Annotated in this window: 24 protein-coding genes and 1 pseudogene; 17 read left to right on the forward strand and 8 right to left on the reverse strand. The window is 66.3% G+C overall.

Annotated features, from left to right (window positions below):
- The first annotated feature begins 297 nt into the window (after positions 1–297).
- The 4 genes from V5F77_RS24595 (at position 298) to V5F77_RS24610 (ending at position 7,603) form a co-directional block, all read left to right on the forward strand.
- On the forward strand, positions 298–1,275 hold the full coding sequence (locus V5F77_RS24595) for a DUF3991 and toprim domain-containing protein (protein ID WP_429007838.1): 978 nt from the start codon (positions 298–300) through the stop codon (positions 1,273–1,275).
- 111 nt (positions 1,276–1,386) lie between these two features.
- Positions 1,387–1,992: a DUF1419 domain-containing protein gene (locus tag V5F77_RS24600; protein ID WP_429007839.1), complete on the forward strand. Its 606-nt coding sequence runs from the start codon at positions 1,387–1,389 to the stop codon at positions 1,990–1,992.
- Positions 1,993–2,002: 10 nt separating this feature from the next.
- Entirely contained in the window at positions 2,003–2,401 is a 399-nt protein-coding gene (locus V5F77_RS24605; RefSeq protein ID WP_394103093.1) for a DUF3085 domain-containing protein, read from the forward strand.
- Positions 2,402–2,509: 108 nt separating this feature from the next.
- Complete coding sequence (locus V5F77_RS24610) at positions 2,510–7,603, forward strand: helicase-related protein (protein ID WP_429007840.1); 5,094 nt, start codon at positions 2,510–2,512, stop codon at positions 7,601–7,603.
- Positions 7,604–7,815: 212 nt separating this feature from the next.
- Here V5F77_RS24610 and V5F77_RS24615 read toward each other — a convergent pair whose 3' ends face one another.
- Both V5F77_RS24615 and V5F77_RS24620 read right to left on the reverse strand, forming a co-directional pair.
- Positions 7,816–8,322: an RES family NAD+ phosphorylase gene (locus tag V5F77_RS24615; protein WP_348841970.1), complete on the reverse strand. Its 507-nt coding sequence runs from the start codon at positions 8,320–8,322 to the stop codon at positions 7,816–7,818.
- Between the two features lie 4 nt (positions 8,323–8,326).
- Entirely contained in the window at positions 8,327–8,677 is a 351-nt protein-coding gene (locus V5F77_RS24620) for an antitoxin Xre/MbcA/ParS toxin-binding domain-containing protein (protein ID WP_348841957.1), read from the reverse strand.
- Positions 8,678–9,019: 342 nt separating this feature from the next.
- On the opposite strand from V5F77_RS24620, the gene V5F77_RS24625 reads away from it, so the two are divergent.
- The 11 genes from V5F77_RS24625 to V5F77_RS24675 all read left to right on the forward strand — a co-directional run bounded on the left by V5F77_RS24625 (position 9,020) and on the right by V5F77_RS24675 (position 17,241).
- Positions 9,020–10,699 carry a ParB N-terminal domain-containing protein gene (locus V5F77_RS24625; RefSeq protein WP_429007841.1) on the forward strand — a complete coding sequence of 560 codons (1,680 nt, stop codon included), beginning with the start codon at positions 9,020–9,022 and terminating at the stop codon, positions 10,697–10,699.
- Between the two features lie 93 nt (positions 10,700–10,792).
- Positions 10,793–11,269 carry a hypothetical protein gene (locus tag V5F77_RS24630; protein ID WP_394260389.1) on the forward strand — a complete coding sequence of 159 codons (477 nt, stop codon included), beginning with the start codon at positions 10,793–10,795 and terminating at the stop codon, positions 11,267–11,269.
- On the forward strand, positions 11,266–12,144 hold the full coding sequence (locus V5F77_RS24635) for a DUF7007 domain-containing protein (protein WP_429007842.1): 879 nt from the start codon (positions 11,266–11,268) through the stop codon (positions 12,142–12,144). Before V5F77_RS24630 ends, V5F77_RS24635 begins: the two co-directional genes overlap by 4 nt.
- Positions 12,145–12,153: 9 nt before the next feature.
- Complete coding sequence (locus V5F77_RS24640; RefSeq protein ID WP_429007843.1) at positions 12,154–12,345, forward strand: hypothetical protein; 192 nt, start codon at positions 12,154–12,156, stop codon at positions 12,343–12,345.
- Positions 12,342–12,617, forward strand: coding sequence for a hypothetical protein (locus V5F77_RS24645; RefSeq protein WP_429007844.1), 276 nt, complete (start codon positions 12,342–12,344; stop codon positions 12,615–12,617). Before V5F77_RS24640 ends, V5F77_RS24645 begins: the two co-directional genes overlap by 4 nt.
- Positions 12,614–12,859, forward strand: a complete 246-nt coding sequence (locus V5F77_RS24650; protein ID WP_429007845.1) for a hypothetical protein — start codon at positions 12,614–12,616, stop codon at positions 12,857–12,859. The genes V5F77_RS24645 and V5F77_RS24650 overlap by 4 nt, the downstream gene beginning before the upstream one ends.
- 90 nt (positions 12,860–12,949) lie before the next feature.
- Positions 12,950–13,252: a DUF7673 family protein gene (locus V5F77_RS24655; RefSeq protein ID WP_348841963.1), complete on the forward strand. Its 303-nt coding sequence runs from the start codon at positions 12,950–12,952 to the stop codon at positions 13,250–13,252.
- Positions 13,253–13,824: 572 nt separating this feature from the next.
- Positions 13,825–14,412 carry a hypothetical protein gene (locus V5F77_RS24660; protein WP_394103098.1) on the forward strand — a complete coding sequence of 196 codons (588 nt, stop codon included), beginning with the start codon at positions 13,825–13,827 and terminating at the stop codon, positions 14,410–14,412.
- 349 nt (positions 14,413–14,761) lie between these two features.
- Complete coding sequence (locus V5F77_RS24665) at positions 14,762–15,685, forward strand: ArdC family protein (protein ID WP_348848463.1); 924 nt, start codon at positions 14,762–14,764, stop codon at positions 15,683–15,685.
- A gap of 963 nt (positions 15,686–16,648) precedes the next feature.
- A complete protein-coding gene (locus tag V5F77_RS24670; protein WP_011993091.1) occupies positions 16,649–16,963 on the forward strand; it encodes a DUF736 domain-containing protein in 315 nt (104 codons plus the stop codon).
- 80 nt (positions 16,964–17,043) lie between these two features.
- Complete coding sequence (locus tag V5F77_RS24675; RefSeq protein WP_203193777.1) at positions 17,044–17,241, forward strand: hypothetical protein; 198 nt, start codon at positions 17,044–17,046, stop codon at positions 17,239–17,241.
- Positions 17,242–17,492: 251 nt separating this feature from the next.
- On the opposite strand, the gene V5F77_RS24680 is transcribed toward V5F77_RS24675, so the two are convergent.
- The gene (locus tag V5F77_RS24680) at positions 17,493–17,708 is read right to left on the reverse strand and encodes a hypothetical protein (protein ID WP_429007846.1); all 216 of its coding nucleotides are present in this window, start codon (positions 17,706–17,708) and stop codon (positions 17,493–17,495) included.
- Between the two features lie 95 nt (positions 17,709–17,803).
- Here V5F77_RS24680 and V5F77_RS24685 point away from each other — a divergent pair, with 95 nt between their 5' ends.
- On the forward strand, positions 17,804–18,073 hold the full coding sequence (locus V5F77_RS24685) for a type II toxin-antitoxin system prevent-host-death family antitoxin (protein ID WP_011993094.1): 270 nt from the start codon (positions 17,804–17,806) through the stop codon (positions 18,071–18,073).
- On the forward strand, positions 18,070–18,483 hold the full coding sequence (locus tag V5F77_RS24690) for a hypothetical protein (protein WP_011993095.1): 414 nt from the start codon (positions 18,070–18,072) through the stop codon (positions 18,481–18,483). Before V5F77_RS24685 ends, V5F77_RS24690 begins: the two co-directional genes overlap by 4 nt.
- Here V5F77_RS24690 and V5F77_RS24695 read toward each other — a convergent pair.
- From V5F77_RS24695 to traC, 5 genes and pseudogenes are all read right to left on the reverse strand, one after another.
- Positions 18,467–18,730 carry a WGR domain-containing protein gene (locus V5F77_RS24695; protein WP_429007856.1) on the reverse strand — a complete coding sequence of 88 codons (264 nt, stop codon included), beginning with the start codon at positions 18,728–18,730 and terminating at the stop codon, positions 18,467–18,469. The genes V5F77_RS24690 and V5F77_RS24695 overlap by 17 nt on opposite strands.
- Before the next feature lie 84 nt (positions 18,731–18,814).
- Positions 18,815–19,024 (reverse strand): annotated as a pseudogene (locus V5F77_RS24700) (thermonuclease family protein); the annotation flags it as partial.
- Between the two features lie 41 nt (positions 19,025–19,065).
- The gene (traG, locus tag V5F77_RS24705; RefSeq protein ID WP_429007847.1) at positions 19,066–20,991 is read right to left on the reverse strand and encodes a Ti-type conjugative transfer system protein TraG; all 1,926 of its coding nucleotides are present in this window, start codon (positions 20,989–20,991) and stop codon (positions 19,066–19,068) included.
- On the reverse strand, positions 20,978–21,193 hold the full coding sequence (gene traD, locus V5F77_RS24710; RefSeq protein WP_429007848.1) for a type IV conjugative transfer system coupling protein TraD: 216 nt from the start codon (positions 21,191–21,193) through the stop codon (positions 20,978–20,980). Before traD ends, traG begins: the two co-directional genes overlap by 14 nt.
- A 4-nt stretch (positions 21,194–21,197) precedes the next feature.
- Entirely contained in the window at positions 21,198–21,458 is a 261-nt protein-coding gene (gene traC, locus V5F77_RS24715; RefSeq protein ID WP_429007849.1) for a conjugal transfer protein TraC, read from the reverse strand.
- Between the last annotated feature and the right edge of the window lie 7 nt (positions 21,459–21,465).

Here is a 21,465-nt window from a genome sequence, read left to right on the forward strand (position 1 = left end):
TTCGTGGTTATGCGGATATGCGCATAACCACGAATACGATCCCTACCAGTTCGGCCCGGCTCATTGAGCCGGGTTCGTCCGGGCGAGCGCCTGCCGCTCGCTAGCGGGCGGCCGCAAGGGAGGCTGCGCCGCGGCTGGCCAAGGCCAGGGTGCTGCGCACCCTGCAGGATTCACCAGTTGCCAGCCGCGCCCTTGCCCCCTTCGCTCTTCGCGGCGCCGGGGGATGGTCCCGCGAGGTGGGGGACGGGAAATCTCAAGCGGGAAAGGTCCGACCCGGAGGCGTGTCGGAAGAGGAAGATGGAAAAGACGGATATCGAGGAGCTGAGGAGCCGTGTGCCCTGTGCAGTCGTCCTCCAAAAAGCGGGGTTCGCGATCGATCTGAAGGAGAGCACGCGCAAGGCGGTCAAGTACCGGCGCGGTGACGACATCATTATCGTCATCCATCACGGCAAGGGCTGGTTCGATGCACGGTCCGAAGCCAAGGGTGACGTGTTCTCGCTTGTCGAGCATCTCGATGGTGTCGGCTTTGTGGAGGTGCTGCAGCGGGTTTCGGACCTGGTTGGCTTCGTGCCGAACGAGCCCGTCTGGACGAGGGAGGCCCGCGAGCACGATCCCGACCTTGGCATTCCCGATCGCTGGCGCGCGCGGCGCAAGCCATGGCCCGGCTCCATGACCTGGCGCTATCTCCGCGGCGAGCGCGCTCTTCCCGAGACGATCATCCGCGCTGCAATCCAGCAGGATCGCCTCCGAGAAGGGCCTCGCGGCAGCATGTGGGCAGCCCATGTCGACGAGACCGGCGCGGTTACGGGCTGGGAGGAGCGCGGCCCCGAATGGCGCGGTTTCGCCCGCGGCGGCGGCAAGGTCCTGTTCCGCCTCGGGCCGGTCGGTGCCCGCCGGCTCTGTGTTACCGAGGCTGCGATCGACGCGATGAGCCTCGCCGCGATTGAAAGCCAGCGCTCCGACAGCCTCTATCTCAGCACTGGCGGCGGATGGGCGCCGGCGACCGAAGCCGCCATCCGGCTGCTCGCATCACGCCATGGCGCCCTGCTTGTGGCGGCTACCGACAACAATGCGCAGGGCGAGGTCTATGCCGAACGAATCGCGACGATCGCCGTGGCGACGACCGCCGACTACAGACGGCAAAAGCCCGAGCATGAGGATTGGAACGAAGATCTGCGCGCCAGAAAGAGGAGGGAAGAAGAGGGAAGGAAACCGGCTGCCGCATGCCCACCGGCCGCGTCAAGGGTGAAGCTTCGCCCGCTGCGCGGCCCTTGACCCGCCCGGACTTCGATGCGGCCGCGGGGAGAGGTCCTGAAGGGCTGAAGATGATGGTGATCCAAGAGGATGCGCCGCGCTCCAGCCCGACGAGGCTGAAGGAGCCCCGACATGACTCTCTCCACCCCTATCCGCAAGGTGTTTCAAGGCGTTCCCGACCGGCGCCAGATGTTCCGGATGTTCGACCGTCACGCGCAGCGACCCTCCCGCTGGGACGGCGATGCGAGCGCGCTCTACGCCGGCGAATGGTTCGAGATCAGCGAACGCGACCACGACTATATGTTCGCGATCCTGCCACCGCTGTGGATGCGCGGCGACATGTTCGCGATGCGCGAATTCCTGACCGGCAGCGTCACCGGCGTCTTCTTCGCGCTGATGATCGATGGTCGGGTCCGTCATTTCCACGGCTATTGCGATCTCGCCGACACGGCTTCGCCAGAGCGGATGCGTGCCGCGATCATCAACCGGGAATCGCGCCCGGTGAAGGCGATGACGCGAACCGAGCGCCTCGAGCACATCTGGAGCGCGACGCATGACGACTATCGCGGCTATGCCGGGGACCGCTGGCCGGAGGCCGATCGCGGCAAGCGCACCGTGCTGTTTTACGGCGGACGGCAAGGCACCAGCCTGGTCCTGCTCGACGGGCTGACCGACGCGCAGGTCTCCGCCAAGCTGCCGGTGCATCTGCGCTACCTGCCCGATGCGATCGCGGCGTGAGGTGGCGATCATGTTCACCTTCCCCGTGCAGGAAGTCCGCGCCGTCATCGCCCGCGGAAAATCCGACGCCGCGACCAATGGCGGCTACCGCAATCCCCATTACGGTCTCGCCCCGGGCAAAGACGAACGGCTCGGCCTATGGCTCGTCGGCGATGAAGGGGTGTACCTCCTCTCAAACGGCAAGCTCGCCGAGGGGCAACGCGCCCTCGTCTGCTACGCCGAGGAGTGCGATCCGAAGACCAATCCCGACTACTGGCACTACAAGCGCCAGCACTTCGGCGGCGATGACGGGATCGAATTCCTCGACGCCGTCGAGCTCGAGAGGCTGATGGCCGCCGTCCCCGGCGCCACGCACCTGACGATCGTGACCACCGACACCAGCCTGTCGCTCGCCCTGATCCGCCGCTGACCCGGCGGGCGGACCTCGCCCACCCTTCCCGACTATCGAACGTGTCACACCCTCGCCGGCCTCCGGCGGGGCCGATGGCGCGCGCCTTCATCACAGGAGACATTCCCCATGGCGCAAGATGACCCCTTCACCCTTGATCTCTTCGGCAACACCGCGCTCTCGTCCGACCTCGGCCTCGGCGTCACCGCATTCTCGGCGAGCTTCACCGAGGGACCGGACGACGACGATCCACCACCCACGACGCCGGCGCCGGCCGCGCCGATGGCTTCGGTTGAAAGGCGATCCGTCGCGTGCCCTGCCGAGACGGGTGAGAACTTTCATCTCACCGGGACGCGCCAGCTTGCCCGCTCGTGGAAGGACCGCGCCCGCGACAATCTCGCCGCCATTCGCCTGGCAGCCGAGATCGAAGCGGCACAGCGACCCGCCACCGCCGACGAGCAGGCCGCACTGATCCGGTTTATCGGCTTCGGCGCGTCCGATCTCGCCAATGGCGTGTTTCGCCGGCCGGGCGAGGACCGGTTCCGGAAGGGCTGGGAGGCGCTCGGCGCCGGACTGGAGGAGGCCGTCAGCAGCACGGACTACGCCTCGCTCGCACGCTGCACGCAGTACGCGCACTTCACACCGGAATATATCGTCCGTGCCATCTGGGCCGGCCTGCTACGTCTCGGCTGGCGCGGTGGGCGGGTGCTGGAGCCCGGCATCGGCACAGGACTCTTCCCCGCGCTGATGCCGGACAACTTGCGATCCGTCTCTCACGTCACCGGCATCGAGATCGATCCTGTCACGGCGCGGATCGCCCGGCTCCTTCAGCCGCGCTCCCGGATCGTCATAGGCGACTTTGCCCGCGTCGACCCGCCGACGGATTTCGATCTGGCGATCGGCAATCCGCCCTTCTCCGATCGCAGCGTGCGCTCGGATCGTGCTTTCCGGTCGCTCAGGTTGCGGCTCCACGATTACTTCATCGCCAAGTCGATCAATCGGCTGAAGCCGGGCGCGCTCGCCGCGTTTGTCACCTCGCACGGCACGATGGACAAGGCGGATGCGACCGCCCGCGAGCACATCGCCACCATGGCCGATCTCATCGGCGCAATCCGCTTGCCCGAGGGCAGCTTTCGCACCGATGCCGGCACCGATGTGGTGGTCGACATCCTGTTCTTCCGCCGGCGCCGGGACGGCGAGCCCGAGGGCGATCAGTCCTGGCTCGACCTTGAGGAGGTGCGCCCTGCGACCGAGGACGAGGCTGCCATCCGTGTCAATAGCTGGTTCGCCCGCCATCCGGGCATGGTGCTCGGAACACATGGGCTGACCTCCGGCCCCTTCGGCGAGACCTATACGTGCAGGCCGCGCGAGGGCGAGGATCTCGACGCGGGCCTTGCCGCGGCGCTTACCTTCCTTCCGGAAGGCATCTATGACGGCGAGCCCGAGCCAATCGAGGCCGAGCTCTCCGATGACCCGAGCCCGACCGCCGACCTGCCCGACGCGTCTCGGGCGCGGGAGGGCAGCTATTTCGTCGACAGCCGTCATGGCCTCATGCAGCTCGTCGACGGAACCCCGGTCGCGATCCGCGTGCGCAACAGGCGCAGCCCCGAGGGCATTCCGGAAAAGCACGTCCGCATTCTCCGCAAGCTGATCCCGATCCGCGACGCGGTCCGCGAGGTGCTGAAGGCCCAGGAGTTCGACAGGCCGTGGAAGCCGGCACAGGTGAAGCTGCGCATCGCCTGGTCGAATTTCGTACGCGACTTCGGTCCCATCAACACCACCGTCGTCTCGACCAGCGAGGATGAGGAGACCGGAGAAGTGCGCGAGACGCACCGCCGCCCGAACATCCAGCCTTTCCTCGACGATCCCGATTGCTGGCTGGTCGCTTCGATCGAGGACTACGACCTCGAGAGCAACACGGCCAAGCCCGGTCCGATCTTCACCGAGCGGGTCATCGCGCCGCCACCGGCGCCGATCATCACGTCGTCGGCCGATGCGCTCGCGGTCGTTCTCAATGAGCGCGGTCATGTCGATCCCGACCACATCGCCGAACTGCTGCACCGTGATGTCGACGACGTCATCACTGAACTCGGCAACGCCATCTTCCGCGATCCCGCCGACGGCTCCTGGCAGACCGCCGACGCCTATCTCTCGGGTGCCGTCCGCTCGAAGCTCGTCACCGCGCAGGCCGTGGCCGCGCTCGATCCAGCCTATCAGCGCAATGTCACCGCGCTGCAGGATGTCCAGCCGGCCGATCTGCGGCCTTCCGACATCACCGCGCGTCTCGGCGCGCCGTGGATCCCGGCCGCCGATATCGTCGCCTTCGTGCGGGAAACCATGGGCGCGGAGATCAAGATCCATCACATGCCGGAACTGGCCTCCTGGACCGTCGAGGCGCGGCAGCTCGGATATATGGCGGCCGGCACGTCGGAATGGGGCACCGACCGGCGTCACGCCGGCCAGCTGCTTTCGGACGCCCTCAATTCTTCCGTGCCGCAGATCTTTGACATCGTGAAGGATGGCGACAGCGAGCGTCGGGTGCTCAACGTCGTCGACACCGAAGCGGCCAAGGAAAAGCTCACCAAGCTCAAGACCGCCTTCCAGACCTGGATCTGGAGCGATCCTGATCGAACTGACCGGCTGGCGCGGGTCTACAATGACCGCTTCAACAATATCGCGCCTCGCGCCTTCAACGGCGATCATCTCCAGCTTCCGGGCGCCTCTGGCGCCTTTTCGCTTTATGGGCACCAGAAGCGGGTCATCTGGCGCATCATCTCCTCCGGCAGCACCTACGTCGCCCACGCTGTCGGCGCCGGCAAAACCATGTCGATCGCCGCCGCCATCATGGAGCAGCGCCGGCTCGGGCTGATCGCCAAGGCCATGCTCGTGGTCCCCGGACACTGTCTGGCCCAGGCCGCACGCGAGTTCCTGGCGCTCTATCCAAACGCCCGCATCCTCGTCGCCGACGAGACCAACTTCACCAAGGACAAGCGTCACCGCTTCCTGTCGCGCGCGGCGACGGCGACCTGGGACGCCATCATCATCACCCACAGCGCCTTTCGCTTCATCGGCGTGCCGTCGGCTTTCGAGCAGAAGATGATCCAGGACGAGCTGGAACTCTACGAGGAGCTGCTGACCAAGGTCGAGAGCGACGACCGCGTCTCGCGCAAGCGGCTGGAGCGACTGAAGGAGGGGTTGAAGGAGCGGCTCGAGGCACTCGCGACGCGCAAGGACAACCTGCTGACCATCTCGGAGATCGGCGTCGATCAGATCATCGTCGATGAAGCGCAGGAGTTCCGTAAGCTCAGCTTCGCCACCAACATGTCGACCCTGAAGGGTGTCGATCCGAACGGCTCGCAGCGCGCCTGGGACCTGTTCGTCAAATCCCGCTTCATCGAGACGAAGAACCCGGGCAGGGCGCTTGTGCTGGCTTCCGGCACGCCGATCACCAACACCCTCGGAGAAATGTTCACCGTGCAGCGGCTGCTCGGGCATGCGGCACTGCGCGAACGTGGTCTGCACGAATTCGATGCGTGGGCGTCGACCTTCGGCGACGCCTCCACCGAGCTCGAGCTGCAGCCTTCGGGCAAATACAAGCCGGTGACGCGCTTCGCGCGGTTCGTGAATGTCCCCGAGCTGATCGCCATGTTCCGCTCGTTTGCCGACGTGGTGATGCCGGCGGACCTTCGCGACTATGTGAAGGTTCCGGAGATCTCCGGCGGCAAGCGCCAGATCATCACCGTGCCGCCGAGTGCGGCGTTCAAGGCCTATCAGCGCCTGCTCGACGCCCGCATCACGGCCATCGAGCAACGCGACCGTCCGCCCGAGCCCGGTGACGACATCCTGCTCTCCGTCATCACCGACGGGCGCCATGCCGCGATCGATCTGCGGCTGGTCGATCCCGACAATGACAATGAGCCCGGAAACAAGCTCAACCAGCTCGTCGCGAACGCCTTCCGCATCTGGCAGGAAACGGCGGAAAACACCTATGTCCGCAGCGATGGAAAGCCCTACGAGCTGCCCGGTGCCGCGCAGATGATCTTCTCGGATCTCGGCACGCTCGGTGTCGAGAAGACCCGCGGCTTCTCGGCCTACCGCTGGATCCGTGACGAACTGGTCCGGCTGGGCGTGCCCGCCGCCGAAATCGCCTTCATCCAGGACTACAAGAAGTCCGACGCGAAGCAGCGCTTGTTCGGCGATGTCCGGGCTGGGAAGGTCCGCTTCCTGCTCGGCAGCTCGGACACGATGGGAACGGGCGTCAACGCGCAGCTCAGGTTGAAGGCGCTGCATCACCTCGATGTGCCATGGCTGCCGTCCCAGATCGAGCAACGTGAAGGCAGGATCGCAAGGCAAGGCAATCAGCATGACGTCATCGACATCTTTGCCTACGCGACGCTCGGTTCGCTCGACGCCAGGATGTGGCAGAACAACGAGCGAAAGGCCCGGTTCATTGCCGCGGCGCTCTCCGGCGACACCTCGATCCGCAGGCTTGAGGACATGGGCGAGGGGCAGGCATCGCAGTTCGCCATGGCGAAGGCCATCGCCAGCGGCGACCAGCGCCTGATGCAGAAGGCGGGGCTGGAAGCCGAGATTGCGCGGCTAGATCGCCTGCGCGCCGCCCATGTCGACGACCAGCATGCCATTCGCCGCCAGATCCGCGATGCCGAGCGCGAGATCGAGATTTCGGCCCGGCGCATCGCCGAGATCGGGCAGGACATCGAACGGCTCGCGCCGACCTTGGGCGATGCCTTCGCCATAACCGTGACCGGGAACCGCCATGCCGAGCGCAAGGGGGCCGGCTGCGCTCTGATGAAGGAGATCCTCACCCTCATCCAACTCCAGCAGGAGGGAGAAGTCGTCATCGCCTCGCTCCGCGGTTTCGATCTCGCATTCCATGGCGAGCGGGTCGGACGCGACGGCTTCCACTACGCCATAATGCTGCTGCGGACCGGCGCGGACTACGAGATCGATCTGCCTGTTACGGTCACGCCGCTCGGCGCCGTCGCCCGGCTCGAGCACGCGCTGTCGGGTTTCGAGGAGGAACAGGAAGGATATGGGCAGCGACTGACCAATGCCCGCCGCCGCCTCGCTTCCTATCAGGTGCGCGAGGGCGGCGCATTCGCCTTCGCCGACGAGCTGGAGACGAAGCGCACGCAGCTCGCCGAGATCGAGGTTGATCTTGCGAACGATACGGAGAGTTCCCGTGATCGGATTGCTGCTTAGAGCGTTTTCGAGCGAAGTCGATACCGGTTCGCGTAAAGAAAACGCGTAAACTCAACAAGCTAGAGCATTTCCCCGATTCAGTGAAACGGGGAAATGGTCTAGAGCCGGATCCGATCAGGTTGAAACAACCTGATCGGTGAATCCGTCTCTAACTCGAAGATAGAGAACGTTTTACCGATCAGATTGGTGATCCAATCTGATCGGAACGTGCTCTAGGACCGCTCTCGCGACAAGCGGTTCTCATCGTCGATCAGAACGAGACGAGATGGGGCACTGTCGCCCCATCTCCAGAGCACGAGGTTCAAATCCTCAGCAGTCGCGCCGGCCGCAAAGCTCCTGACGAGCAGGCCGTTATGGCCGGCGGCAATGAGCCGCCGGGCAAAGGTCTGCGTTCGCGCTTCCCCGCTCGCCTTCATCTGGTCGCGCCATGTGCTGTCGGCGAGTGCCGCAGCGTCCATGCCCTTTGCCTCGAGCGCCTCATCATCCCGGCAATCGAATATGCCATCGATCTCCGCGTCGTGAGAGACGAGCGTGGTCGGCTGGAGGTTGCCGACCTGATTGGCTTCGCGCAGCGCCGTCATCACCGATAATGACGCATAGAGCGCGGCCAGGCCCTTCGGGTTGAACCGTCCACCATAGAGTTCGGCTCCTCGCCCGGACAATGGCTCGCGCGCGTAGACTGGATTCAGCGCTTGATAGAGCTTTCCCCGATACTGCACGTCGTCAGGCGTGCACGCCGGCGTCGACCGCGTCGACATAGTCGAGCACGTCATCCACTCGGCCGTTGCGCACGAGCTGCATGGCTGTCTGGCCGGAGAAGCCGGGCAGGGGCTCCGACCGGTACCAGGCATAGGCCATCAAGGTCGAACCGAAGCGCGGCTCGACCTTGTTGATCACCTCGACCATCTCGCGCAGCCGGCGTTGGGTCTTGTCCGACCGGACGCGATCCTTGCGCTGGACGGCATCCTTGCCCAGCCCCGCCGTGCGGGCGACTTCCTCGCTGGTGGTTCGGAACGCAACCGCGATCTTCCGGGGGGCGAGGAAGCCGTTATCCGCATATTGCTCCAACCCCATGCGAGCCTCCTATTGTCCAAATGACGCTAATTCTGACGGAATATAGCGTCATCATGGCCGGCATTCAAGGCGCGATATGGGGAGGAAAGGAGGGGCATTCAGGAAAGAAAACCGGTTCGCCGATCGGCCGAACCGGCGACGCTGAAGCTCAACCGCGGCCTGCGCGATCCCGGCCGCGGCGTCCTGCGCAGGGCTTGACGCTCTGCTTGGCCGGCCGGGCAGGGATGCTCGGCTGCAGTTGCACCGGCCCGTCCGCTCCGCGGGCCGGGGGAGGTCTTCGAGAAGAAGACGAAGGAGGACCCGCGAAGGGCGGCGTCCGAAATCCCCACAAGGAGCATCCCGATGCATCTCATCAAGGTCGATCCGCGCGCGCTGCGGGAGAATCCTGACAAGACCCGCCTGACCAAGTCCACGGCGCAGGCCGATGCCCTGCTGCTGGCGACGATCAAGGCCGTCGGCATCGTCCAGCCGCCGGTCGTCGCGCCGCAAACTGACGGCGGCAATGGCTTCATCATTGATCGTGGCCACCGTCGCGTGCGCCAGGCCATCGCGGCCGGGCTCGAGGAGATCGAGGTCCTCGTCGACGAAGCCGCCAACGACAATGGCGCGATGCGCTCGATGGTCGAAAACATCGCCCGTGAGCCGCTGAACCCGGTCGACCAGTGGCGCGCCATCGAGCGCCTCGTCGCGCTCGGCTGGACCGAGGAGGCGATCGGCGTCGCGCTTGCCTTGCCGATCCGCCAGATCAAGAAGCTGCGGCTCCTCGCCAACGTGCTTCCCGCCATGCTCGACCACATGGCGAAGGGCGACATGCCGAACGAGAAGCAGCTGCGCACGATCGCCGCCGCCTCGTTGGAGGAGCAGAAGGAGGTCTGGAAGAAGCACAAGCCGTCCAAGGCCGATCCGCAGGTCGCCTGGTACAACGTCGCGAACGGGCTGGAAAGGACCCGGATGTACGCGAAGGACGCCAGCTTCGACGATGAGCTCGCCAAGGCCTACGGCATCGCCTGGGTCGAGGACCTGTTCGCCTCGGCCGACGAGGACAGCCGCTACACCACGGATGTCGAGGCCTTCCTCGGGGCGCAGCAGGAATGGATGGCGAACCACCTGCCCAAGCGCGGCGTCATCGTCGAGGCCGACACCTGGGGCCGCGCGAAGTTGCCCCCCAAAGCCGAGCAGGTCTACGGCCGGCCCGGCAAGTCGGACCACGCGGCCATGTATCTCGATCGCGAGGGCAAGGTACAGACGGTCCACTACCGACTGCCCGAGCCGAAGAAGGCAAAGGGCAAGGACGAGCCGACCAACGGCGCCGCTGGCGACGACGGCATCGTGGCCTCGAAGCCGCGCCCGGACGTGACCCGTAGGGGCATCGAAATGGTTGGCGACTTCCGGACCGATGCGCTGCATGAAGCGCTCGCCCGCGCGCCGATCGAGGATGACACGCTGCTGGCGCTGCTCGTCCTGGCGTTCGCCGGGCGCAACATCTCCATCGCGTCCGGCGCGTCGGGCGACGTCTATGGCTACGCCCGGATGGATCGTCATGCCGCGCGGCTGGTCGGAAATGAGGGCAAGCTCGACTTCGACCGCGAGACGCTGCAGCAGGCGGCCCGCGGCGTCCTCATCGATGTGCTGTCGTGCCGGGAGAACCGTACCGACTCCGGCATCGTCGCGCGCATCGCCGGCGATGCCATCGGCGCCGACGGCTTCCTTCCGAACATGGGCACGGAGGAATTCCTCTCGTGCCTGTCCCGCGCCGCGCTCGAAGCCTCGTGCACGGACACCCCGGTCCTGCCGCGCCAAAAGGTGAAGGACACCCGCGCCGCTCTCGTCGAGCACTTCAAGGACGAGCGGTTCGTTCATCCGTCGGCGCAGTTCGCGCCCGACGCGATGAAGCTCGCGAGCTGGCTGGTGAAGCACGAGGCGAGCGAGGACGACGATCTCGACGAGGGGTCGGCCGAGCCGGACGCCATTGAGCCGGCCGAGGTGCCCGACGACGAGGCCTACAGCGTCGCGGCCGAATAGCCGGCGCACATCATCGCAACGCGAATTCCATCCCGCCGCCGGCTCTGCCGGCGGCGCTTTCGTTTCCACGCATGCGCAATCACGGAGGACACCATGTCCGCGCACACGATCTACGACAACGCGCCGATCGGCTCCATCGTCGCCTGGTCCGACGGAACGCCGCGCCCGCCCGAGCGCTTTACCAGGAAGCTGTCCGCCTGGCAGACCCACAACAGCAAGGGCCGCCTGATCCAGAAGCAAGGGGAGCGCGGGATCGGCAGCGTCGGCCTGTCCGCCAGCTTCACCCTGCACGAGGCGGACTTCGGCGCCGGAGGCGTCATCGCCATCCGCGTCCACCGGACGTTCTCGCTCGACTCGAAGCTGCATTTCACGATCCTCGAGCGCCCGGCCATGGGCGCGGTGCGAATCTTCGACCGGGCCGGCCCCGCCGCCGAGCTCGTCCATCTTGCTGCGCATCGGCAGGCTGCTGAAGAGTGGCTCTCCCGCCATGGCTATCCGCGCGCCGTGCTCGAGGAGGTGACGGCCGATGAGGTCGGCGCCGATATCGTCGAGGGGAGGGCGGTGGCATGACGATGCTCGTATCTCTGAACGAAGCTGTGGATGCCACCACCGGATTCCCGGAGGTGGCGTTCGGCCGCAGCACTGAGGGTTTTGCCGTCGCCCGCGTCGCCGCCAACGCCTTTGCCATGCTGCCCGCCCGCGACGGGCGTTACTATCTCGCGAGTGGCTGGTGCATTGGCCGTCCCATGGCGCAATGGACGCGGGCGGATTTCCACAGTCATTCCGGCGAGCTTGCCGACGAAGGCGCTTTCCGGGTCAAGGTCGTGGAGAACGCCGAGCATCAGCGCGAGAAGCGCGCGCTCGGCCGCCGCGAGATCCGCTCGATGGCCAGCACGCCTTGGGGGCCGTCGCAGGGCGCGACCCTCTACGCGGAGGATGTCGTGTTCCATTCCACGGCTGGCCATGGAGGCATCCACCTCTCGGCGGCGCGCAACCGCATGGTCCATCCCATGCTCCGCGCCGTGGGCGGCTGGTACGAGGAAGATGAAGCCTGGGCGATCGTCGCGATCACCTTCCCGCACCTGTTCACCCCCTTCGAGCGGCGCTGCGCCGAGCGGACGATCAAGGACAGCTGGCCGGAGGCATGGGAGAAGATCTTCGGGACCGTTCTCGCCCCCGGAGAATCCCGCGAGAAGGATCGCCGGTCCTTCGAGCAGCAGCACGCCGGCGACTGGATCGTGATCTCGGCGATCACCTCCGACCACGAGAAGGGCTTCGTCGAGGTCGTCGCCACGATGGGCGGCCGACGTGGTCCTGGCACGGAGGAGCGCCGGTTCCTCGTTCCGGCGGAGGAATACCGCGTCGGTCGCTTCGGCTTCGTCATCGATGAGGATCGCCACCCGATCTATTCCGGCCCGTCCAACTTCGTTGGCTGGAACGGATAGGAGGCGGCGATGCCCTGGAAGATCATCGCCTCCGCCTTCGGCTGGAAGGCCGCCCGTGACGACGATGAGGATCTCCTCGTCGTCTGGCACCCCAAGCTGCGCCGGCACTATTCCGGCGCCGACGCCTGGAAGCAGGCCGTCCTGCTATCGATCCGGTCACCATCGGCGCACCCAGTACTCCGCCGGGAGGGCCGGCCATGACGACGTACCTGGTCGCCGTTCATCTGCTGGTCGAGGCGGGGCCGGAACCACGCGCCGCCATCGACGCGGCTCTCCATGACATCCTCAGGGATGCCATGCGGCAGAATGCCGGCGGGCACTCCCCGCTGGTCGACTGGGCGGTCGCCGGCGCGGATCTCGCTTCCTCGATCATTCCGGTCACGTTGTCCGCCTCCTATGCACCGGACACCAGCCCGTTTCCGACATGGCCGGCGGCATGTTCGCGGCGGCGTGGCCGAGGGAGTTCGTCATGACACCCCCGGGCGGACCGGCGCGGGCCGCGAGGATACGAGCCGCCGCCGCCCGCAGACATCTTGCCCGGATCGAGCGACAGATCGAGCACCGTGCCGAACGGAGGACCATCACCGCAAAGGCGAAAGCCCGAGCATCGAGGCGGCATCGGGCCGGGTGGACGCCGGCGGATGAGCGGCTCTTCCGCGAGCTTGTCGAACTCCTCACCTTCGAGCGCCGCGGCGACATCGAGGCGCTCTCGTGAAAACCCGCCGGCAGGAGCGCTCGGTTGAAGCGTTGAGCGTGCAAGGAGATCGAGCTTGAGCTAACCTTCCGCAGCCACAGGGACACCATCATGGACGAGACGACGCGCGCCGCGTTCGAGCGGCTCCTGACCATCGCCCGCAGCGACACCGGGCAGTCGCGCCGCGTCGCCGGCTTCATCCTCGCCTGGTGGAACGCCATGGATCTTGGCGGCTTCGACATCGCGGACCTCTTCGCCGTCGACGAGGCCATCGCCCATGACATGGCGACGGTCTTTGCCTATGTCGCCGGCCGACCTGTGGCGGAATATCCCGAGGCCTATCGGGCGGAGATCGAGGACGTCATCCGGCAGTGGCGGCCGGACGTGTGGGCGAAGGCAACCGAAGCGGTCTGAGGTCCAGCTCCACGCTGTCTCCAGCCAAGGCTTCGTCGGCGGCAGTGGATTCGCGCCTCTTCTCGCATTCACCCGTTGTCGACCGTCTCGACGATCACCGCGTAGCTCTCCGCAAATTGCTACCGTGAACCGCCGCGGCGTTCGGGGATGTGGAGCGCTGCGCGCCGGCACGCCGGTCGATCTCTCCGCCGGCACCGTGTCGTGGCCGAAGGGGAAAGGCGGACCGTATCGGCAGGTCATGTCGGCTTTCCCATGTCGGTTTCGAGGCCTGCGAACAGGTCCCCTGCTGGTCATCCCCTCGGGTTTTGCTGCGGTCGTAAACCGGCGGCCGGCCGCTTCAAGGCCGCGTTCCGCGCCGCGTGGCGGCCGGACCCGTCAGGCTCGGCAAAGCGAACCCGCGTCCCGCGCGAGGGCTGAAAGCCCTGCTTGTCCGCAGGCCCGCTTCGCTCGCCTCGCCGTCTCCGGACCCTGAAGCGCCCGCCTTTCGCCGGTTTTTCGCGACCGCACCCGAAGGGAAGACCGGCAAGGGCCGGTCCGTTCCCGACGGTGAAACCGAAGGAAAGGAATTTCACATGACCAAGACCGCTCGCGCTCCCCGCCAGTCCGCCCGCGTCGTCCCGCTCCGCAAGGGCACCACTCTCGAAATGGTCCGGCTGGCGTGTCCGGACGCCCACCAGACCATCCTCATTTCCGAAAGCTTCGGACTTCCGGTTCTCGACAGCGACGGCATCCGGGAGCTCCACCAGCGGCTGATCGTCGAGACGGCCGAGAGCCTGGGCGAGGGTCTCAGCGAACGGGCGATGCAGATCCATCTCCAGCGCATCGTCGGCGCCTATGTCGGATCGGCCCACGGAGCCGGCCAGTTCTATTCCCGCGCGGTCACCGAAGCCCGCGACGCCACCGCCAAGCTCGCCAACGACATCCGTGACGAGGATATCGACGGCCCGGTCGGGTTCTCGAGCTCTGCCCAGCGCAAGCGCGAATTCGCGGCCGACATGGGGCTTCAGGCCCATGCGCTCCGCATGGCGGCGGAGGGTGCCGTCGCGGCCTACGAGCAGGTCGTCGGCGAGCGCTGGAAGCCCTTCGAGCGGCCGGTCGAGAATGCCGGCCAGAGCGTCGACCGCAAGGCGGCCGAGCTCCAGATGGCGGCTCTCGGCTGAGCCGCCCGGGCGGAGCTGCGGCTCCGCCCTTCTCAACTGTCGTCCGGAAAACAGGTCGGCCCCTCGCGGGGCCGGCCTGTTCGCATGTTCCCTCGAAACCTTCCTCGATCGCCAAAGGAGGAAAGTGGGACCGGGAGGCGGTCCCGCCGAGCGTGCCCCGTCCCGGATGGAGGTCCTGCCGGGGCCGGCGGACAGCGCAACGGCTTTGCCGTCCTCCACGTCGTTGCGGCCCGTCGCGCTTCACCCTGCGGGCGAGCACCTCCGGGTGCGCGGTGCCGCCTGTTCCCCGGCTTTCGGACCCCGTGACGGGCCGCGATCGGCGCGGCCTCCACGACGGAGGTTCAGCAAAATGAGCAGGAAAGAGGAAAAGGAGCGTGGCGACATCTATGCGCGGATCACCGAGCGGATCGTCGCTGATCTTGAGAAGGGCGTGCGGCCGTGGGTCCGGCCATGGAGTGCGGCCCATGCGACCAGCCGTATCACCAGGCCGCTGCGCCACAACGGCGAGCCGTACACCGGCATGAATGTGCTGCTGCTGTGGTCGGAGGGCATGGCGCGGGGTTTCGTCTCGTCGACCTGGATGACCTTCAAGCAGGCGGTGGAGCTGGGCGGCCATGTTCGCAAGGGTGAATCGGGCTCGATCGTCATCTACGCCAGCCGGTTCACGAAGACCGAAACGGACGCGCACGGCGGAGAGGTGGAGCGAGACATCCCGTTCCTGAAGACCTACAGCGTCTTCAATGTCGAGCAGATCGAGGGCCTGCCGGACCACTTCCATCGCCCTCCGGGGCCCGTCCTCGATCCGATCGAGCGGATCGAGCATGCCGATCGATTCTTCGCCAATACCGGCGCCGTGATCCGGCACGGCGGCACGGCGGCATTCTATTCGCCGTCGACCGACCACATCCAGATGCCGCCGTTCGAGACGTTTCGCGATGCGGCTTCCTACGTGGCCGTTCTGAGCCATGAATCGGTGCACTGGACGGCGGATCCCCGCCGCGTCGGCCGCGATCTCAGCCGCTACGCGAAGGATCGCAGCGAGAGGGCGCGCGAAGAGCTGGTGGCGGAAATCGGCTCGGCGCTCCTCTGCGCCGATCTCGGCATCGTCCCGGAGCTGGAGCCCAGACCCGACCACGCTGCCTATCTGGGAAGCTGGCTTAGCGTCCTTTCCAACGACAAGCGGGCGATCTTCGCGGCCGCCGCCCATGCGCAGCGTGCCGTCGCCTATCTGCACGGCCTGCAGCCACAGGCCGAGACGGTGAAGGCGGCGTGATGTTCCGCGCACCAACCGTCGAAGGGGATGGCTATGCGCCATCCCCCATCCGGCTCCGCGTGCTCAGCCTCGGGGCCGGTGTCCAATCCACGACCCTGGCGCTGATGTCCGCACCGGCCTGCGCGGGATTCGCGGGGAGGTCTATCTCCATCGCTCCGCCGTTCCGCTCGACGAGGCCGATCTGTCGATCGAAGCCGATCACGGCCAGCTCGATCTTTGGCCCAACGAATGTGAGGGCATGTGTGGTGTCTGACGCTGGCGCGGCCGTCCGGGGTGAAAGGTTGAAGGCCCGCCTTGTGGTCGCCCTCGATGGGGCTCGCCGCCCGGCGGCGCCGGATCGCTGGTCCTGCTGCCCCCCACCTTCGAGCTGTGACGACGGTCGCTCGAGGAGTCGGACGTTGTGCTTGATAGGGACGCCGCGCGACCTCCTGGCGCGAACTTCCCGGACCCTATCCTGCCATATCGGTTGCGAGAGGAAGCACGGATGTCGGGTTGGCCTCGTGGGGAGGTTTATCGCGCTGGCGCGAGGGGCCTTGTCGTCGGCGAGGGCGTGAGCGGGCGCGGGCCGTCGCCGGAGCTGAACGGCCAAGGCAAACGCGTGCCTTCATTCCGGTTGTCTTCGCGACGGGCACACCCACCTGCGTCCTCGATGTAGCTGGTCTGACCGAAGGCCGATCTCGCTTCGCTCGTCTCGCTCTTATCCCCGCAACGGCCGGGAGCGGCTTTCTTCCCCTGCCGGGACCACCCCATTGCGCAAGCGCAACGGGGACCCCGGATCGCCGCCATTCCTCGCGCGACAAGAAAGCCGCTCCCTGCCGCCCTCCACTGCGTTCCAGCCCAACGAGCCACCCCATTGCGCGAGCGCAACGGGGACCCCGGGGGTGCGGGTCGATCGCCTCCGGTCTGTCGACCGCCATCGAGGTCGCGGTGGGCGCGGCCCGAGAAAACCAAGGGAATGAGACAATGGCGACCATCGGCACCTTCACCACCACCACCAACGGGTTCGTTGGCTCCATCCGGACGCTCTCCCTCAACGTCAAGGCCAAGCTGGTCCGCGTCGAGAATCCGTCCGACAAGGGCCCCCACTTCCGCATCTTCGCCGGCGCGAATGTCGAGCTCGGCGCGGCCTGGCAGAAGACTGCCCGGGACACGGACCGCGACTACCTCTCCGTCAAGCTCGACGACCCTTCGTTCCCGGCCCCGATCTACGCCACCCTGATCGAGGTGGAAGGCGAGGAAGGCCTCCAGCTGATCTGGTCCCGGCCGAACCGGGACTGAGCCTCCGACCAGAGGGCCCCGCCGCAAGGCGGGGCCTTCAGCCTTTTTGGTAGCGAACGGCCGCAGCCAGGAGGACACACATGACCATCACCACAAATCTCACAGGCGCAAAGGTCCACCGTAGTGACGACATCGCGGTCTGGCCTGACGGAACATGGGCCGAGATCGGCGATGTTTGGAGCGGCGAATACACCTTCATGTCGGATGACTACGAAGTGGTTCCGATCAAGGATCACGCTCGCCTGGATGCCCTCGGCATCGTCGACGAGGTGCTCTAGCCGGCTCTCACGGTGTCGCAACCGGAAGCAGGCATCGAACCTGCTTCCGGCTTGTCGGGTGCACAACCGGGAGCGGGGATGGCTGCTCAGATCGTCCCAGGATGCCATGGCGGCCCGAAGGCCTCAAGGACGAGCGGTTCCCCCAAAATGCTGGCGCATTTCGGCTCCCCCACTCGCCGGCTCCGGCGGTCGCTTCGCGCTCCTTGATCCCTCCGGCCCGCCATGACCGCCGGTGTCGTCTTTCACCAACATCAAGGAGACGACCAATGTCGATCGATCAGTATATCGAGGAACTGCGCGCCGAGCTGCGGAACGCCGTCGACGCCGTGGAGCGCCGCGAGATCGAGGCCGAGCTGGAGATGGCTCTCGCGGAGCGCGAACTCATCTGGGCCGAACTGGAGGGCCTGCTCAGCGGCGAGCCTCCCTTCCAGGGAGCTTTCGCCATGTCGCGCCGTCCAGAGCGCCACGCCTGGTCGGCGACGGCGCTTCGGACGGCTCGTCGTTGCACAAATGCGGTCAATGCTGTATATGACAGCAAAGGCAGCAATTACAGGAGATCGCCATGCCGCGTTCAGGTGGGTCCTATTCCACGAGCGAATTGTCCCGGAAGTCCGGCGATATCATCGCCGAGGCGCTGCGCCGGCCGGTGATGATCACCCAGCGCAACAAGCCGCGCCTCGTGCTCCTCAACATTGAAGACTATGAGCGGCTGATGCGCCAGTCGGACGCTCGTTCAGCGGGGACCATCGAGACGATGCCCGACGGCCTTCTCGCAGAGTTCGAGAATGCCGTCGACGCCTATGCGCGGGAGGATGAGGCCGGAAAGCCATGAGCTTCGACGACATCCAGACCGCGACTGTCATCCGCTATCCCTATCTCTGGGCGCGGCAGGCTCGTGCCGGCGAGACTGAGGGCCGCAAGGATCGGCCCGTCGCCGTCGGCGTGCGCATCGTCCGGCCGGACGGCGATCTCGTGCTCTTCTTTCCGATCACCACCAAGGAGCCGGAAGCATCGCGGTTCTTTGCCGAGATCCCGGCCATCGAAAGGCGCCGTGCCGGGCTGGATGCCGATCTGCGCCTCTGGCTCATCCTCGACGAATTCAACACCGATCTTGTCGGTAGGTCCTTCTATCTCGAACCCGAGCCGCCCATCGGCCGCTTCAGCAAGGCGTTCTTCCTGCCGCTGCTGCGCCGGTTCATCGCCCGCCGGCAAGCCTTCACCGAGGTCAGCCGTTTCCGTTGACGCCGGCGTCGCCATAGCCGCGACGTCGTTTCGTCCGGGCGAGGCGCGAGAACGCGCCTTCAGCCTGTTCCGGCTGATCGAAGGTCTCCATCATCGACTGGCCGTTCGTGCCGATCCGGCCCCAGTTGCGGATGACCGTCGCCCCGCCGAACAGCGTCGGCTGGAGGGAGAGCGTATAAAACCGGCGCATGTTCCGTGCGGGATCGATGCGGCGAAGATGAACCGGACCCGTTTCCTCTTTCTCCATGGCCGCAGTCTTGCTTCCTCTGGAAGCGGCGTCCAACGACTTCCATGAATCGGTGCGGGGCGACCGATTCATTCCGATGATGGATCAGCCGCACCAAGGATGCCGGGCCCCGTCCCAGCGGCGGGCCAGGCCCTCCTGCACCAAAATGTTGCCGATTGAGTGCCCCTCGCGCGTGAGCGTCCGCAGCTTGCGCCCGTACTGGTCTTCGTCGCGCCAACCGGCGACGCGCGAGAACGGACCGGCGTTCAGAAGCTCCCACAGTCGCCGCTTCGCTACCTCCCCCTTCACCCGTTCCCCCGACGCAATTTCGGCCGCCTCGACACGGACGCGCCTGGTCACGGCGCAGTTTGCTTCCGATGGAAGCGGTTCTCGCTGACGCAGGCCTTCATGTCCGATCGCCGGAACCAGATCGCGCGCCCGCAGCGCAGCGGCGGGTTGCCCGCGGTGAATACGATCTGCTCGTCTGCACGCATGCGCAGGACTTCATGCGGCAGGATCAGCGGCCGACGCGCGAGCTGCTTCGATCGTGTGCGCGACGATCCCGACATCTGCGACGAGCGGCTGGTCTGATCGACCTCGACCGTGGTGTCGCCGCAGCGCTTCGAGATGTAGTCCGCCGTCTCGGGATCGTTGATCGCGGCGAAGGAAATCCAGGATGCGCTCTCGAACCATTTGCTGGTCGCATCGCGCCCGCCATAGGCTTCGCGCATCTGGCCGATCGACTGATAGAGCATCACGAGCGAGATGCCGTATTTGCGGCCTGCATCCCGCGCGGTCTCAAGGATGCGCAGGTAGCCCAGGCGGGCCACCTCATCGAGCAGGAACAGCGTCCGACCCTTCACCGCGCCATCGCGATTGTAGATGGCGTTGAGCAGTGACCCGATGATGACGCGCGCGAGACCGGCATGGTTCTCCAGCGTCTTCAAATCGAGGTTGATGAAGATGTCGGTTCGCCCTTCCGAAAGCTCCGCCGTCGTGAAGCTCGAGCCCGACACCAGCGCAGCATAGTTGGCATAGGAGAGCCAGTGCGTCTCCTTCACCGCGTTGGCGTAGACGCCCGAGAACGTCTCTGGCGTCATGGCAATGAATGGCGCCACGTTCTCCTTCACGAACTCCGATTCCGAATTGTCGTAGATCGCCTGCAGCCGCTCGCGCAGCTTCGGCTCCGGCTCGGACAGGTTGGCGCGGACCTGCCGCAGATGCTGGTCCTTCTTCTCCGTGTGACCCGACAGGCAGACGTCGGCGGTCAGCGCGGTGAGCAGCTGCAACGCCGAGGCGCGGAAGAAGTCGTCGCGCGCCGAACCTTGACGCGGATTGTCGGTGATGACCCAGGAGGCGACGGCGGCGATGTCCTCCTCTTTCGTGGCCCCGTGCTGACCGATCCAGTCGAGCACGTTGAAGCCGGTTGCCGCTGAGCGCGGATCGAGCACGAAGACTTCGTGGCCAGCACCGCGCCGATGCGCCGCGACCATTGGCGCGACCTCGTTCGACGGGTCGAGGACAACGAGCCCGCCACCCCATTTGAGTGCCGTGGGCACCGTCACCGACGTGGTCTTGAAGCCGCCGGAACCTGCGAACACGATGCCATGCGACGACCCGAACGAGGCGTCGAAGCAGAGCAGGGGAGACTTGCCGCCGGCTCCCCATGTCTCCGCATCCTCGGCGCGGAATGTCCGCTCGGAGACGGCATCGCGATCGACGCGATAGCGTTCGCCGACGACGATGCCGCCCCCATCGGGGAACAGCCGGCCGGCGTCGTTCATACCCATCCAGTCGGACTCGCCATGGATGGCCCGCTTGCCTCGGATGCGGCGCGGAGCGGTGACCGCGAAGGCCGCATTGCCTTTCGCCGCGACCCGCAGCGCGAACACGCTGGCGAGCGCCGCGATCGTCGCGCCGGCGATCGTTGCCGGATCGGCGTAGGAAAGAATCCGCTCCCCCGCCGGCACCGCACCCGCGAAGGCATGCAAACGTCCGAACTCATGCCAGGCAGCGATGGCGGCGACGGCCACGCCTCTGAGCGCGACACCCCAGCCCGCCGATCGGATCGCCGTCGCTCCGGCCGATGCGAACAGGAAGATGATGCCGACCGTGGCCGCCATCGCATAGGGTAGGGCGATGCCGATCCGGCCGAGCAGCATGCGGGCGCCCGGCGTCGATCCGAGCTTCGAGAGCCAGATTTCGATGCCGGCGCTAACGAGGCACAGGCCCGTCATCAGCACGATCGGCGCGATCGCGAGCACAATCCTATTCGCCTTCATGGCCGAATGCTTTCGCGCCGATCGCCGTCAGGCGCTCGCGTTCCGCCTCGTCGCCCTTGAGCCGGTGAGCCGCATCGATCAGCAACCCCAGCAGCAATGCACGCTTCTCGAAGCGAAGTCCGGCCTTGGCGATCAGGCCGCCGAGCTCGATTTTTTCCCGGGTGTCCTTCTTCCGGGCGTCGGAGGTGTCGGAGCGGCGCATGCGCTCACCCTTCCTGATCCGCGCCCGCAGACGCGCCAGCCGCGACGGAGGTGGCGGCCTTCGCGGATCGGCTGCCGCCTTTGCGAAATTTCCCCACGACATCCTCGAAGGCCGACAGCAGCGCGCCTTCCTCGATCTCGATCTCGCCAATCCCGGCCTTCAGCGCGATGCGGCCGATGCGCTCTGCTTCCCTGGTCTCTGCCTGCTTGAGCTGGTCCTGGAGCCTGGCGATCTCTTCCCTGATCTGTCGCGACGGTTTCTTCATCCCGGAT

It is taken from the genome of Roseixanthobacter psychrophilus (assembly GCF_043195195.1).
Classification (GTDB): Bacteria; Pseudomonadota; Alphaproteobacteria; order Rhizobiales; family Xanthobacteraceae; genus NCEH01.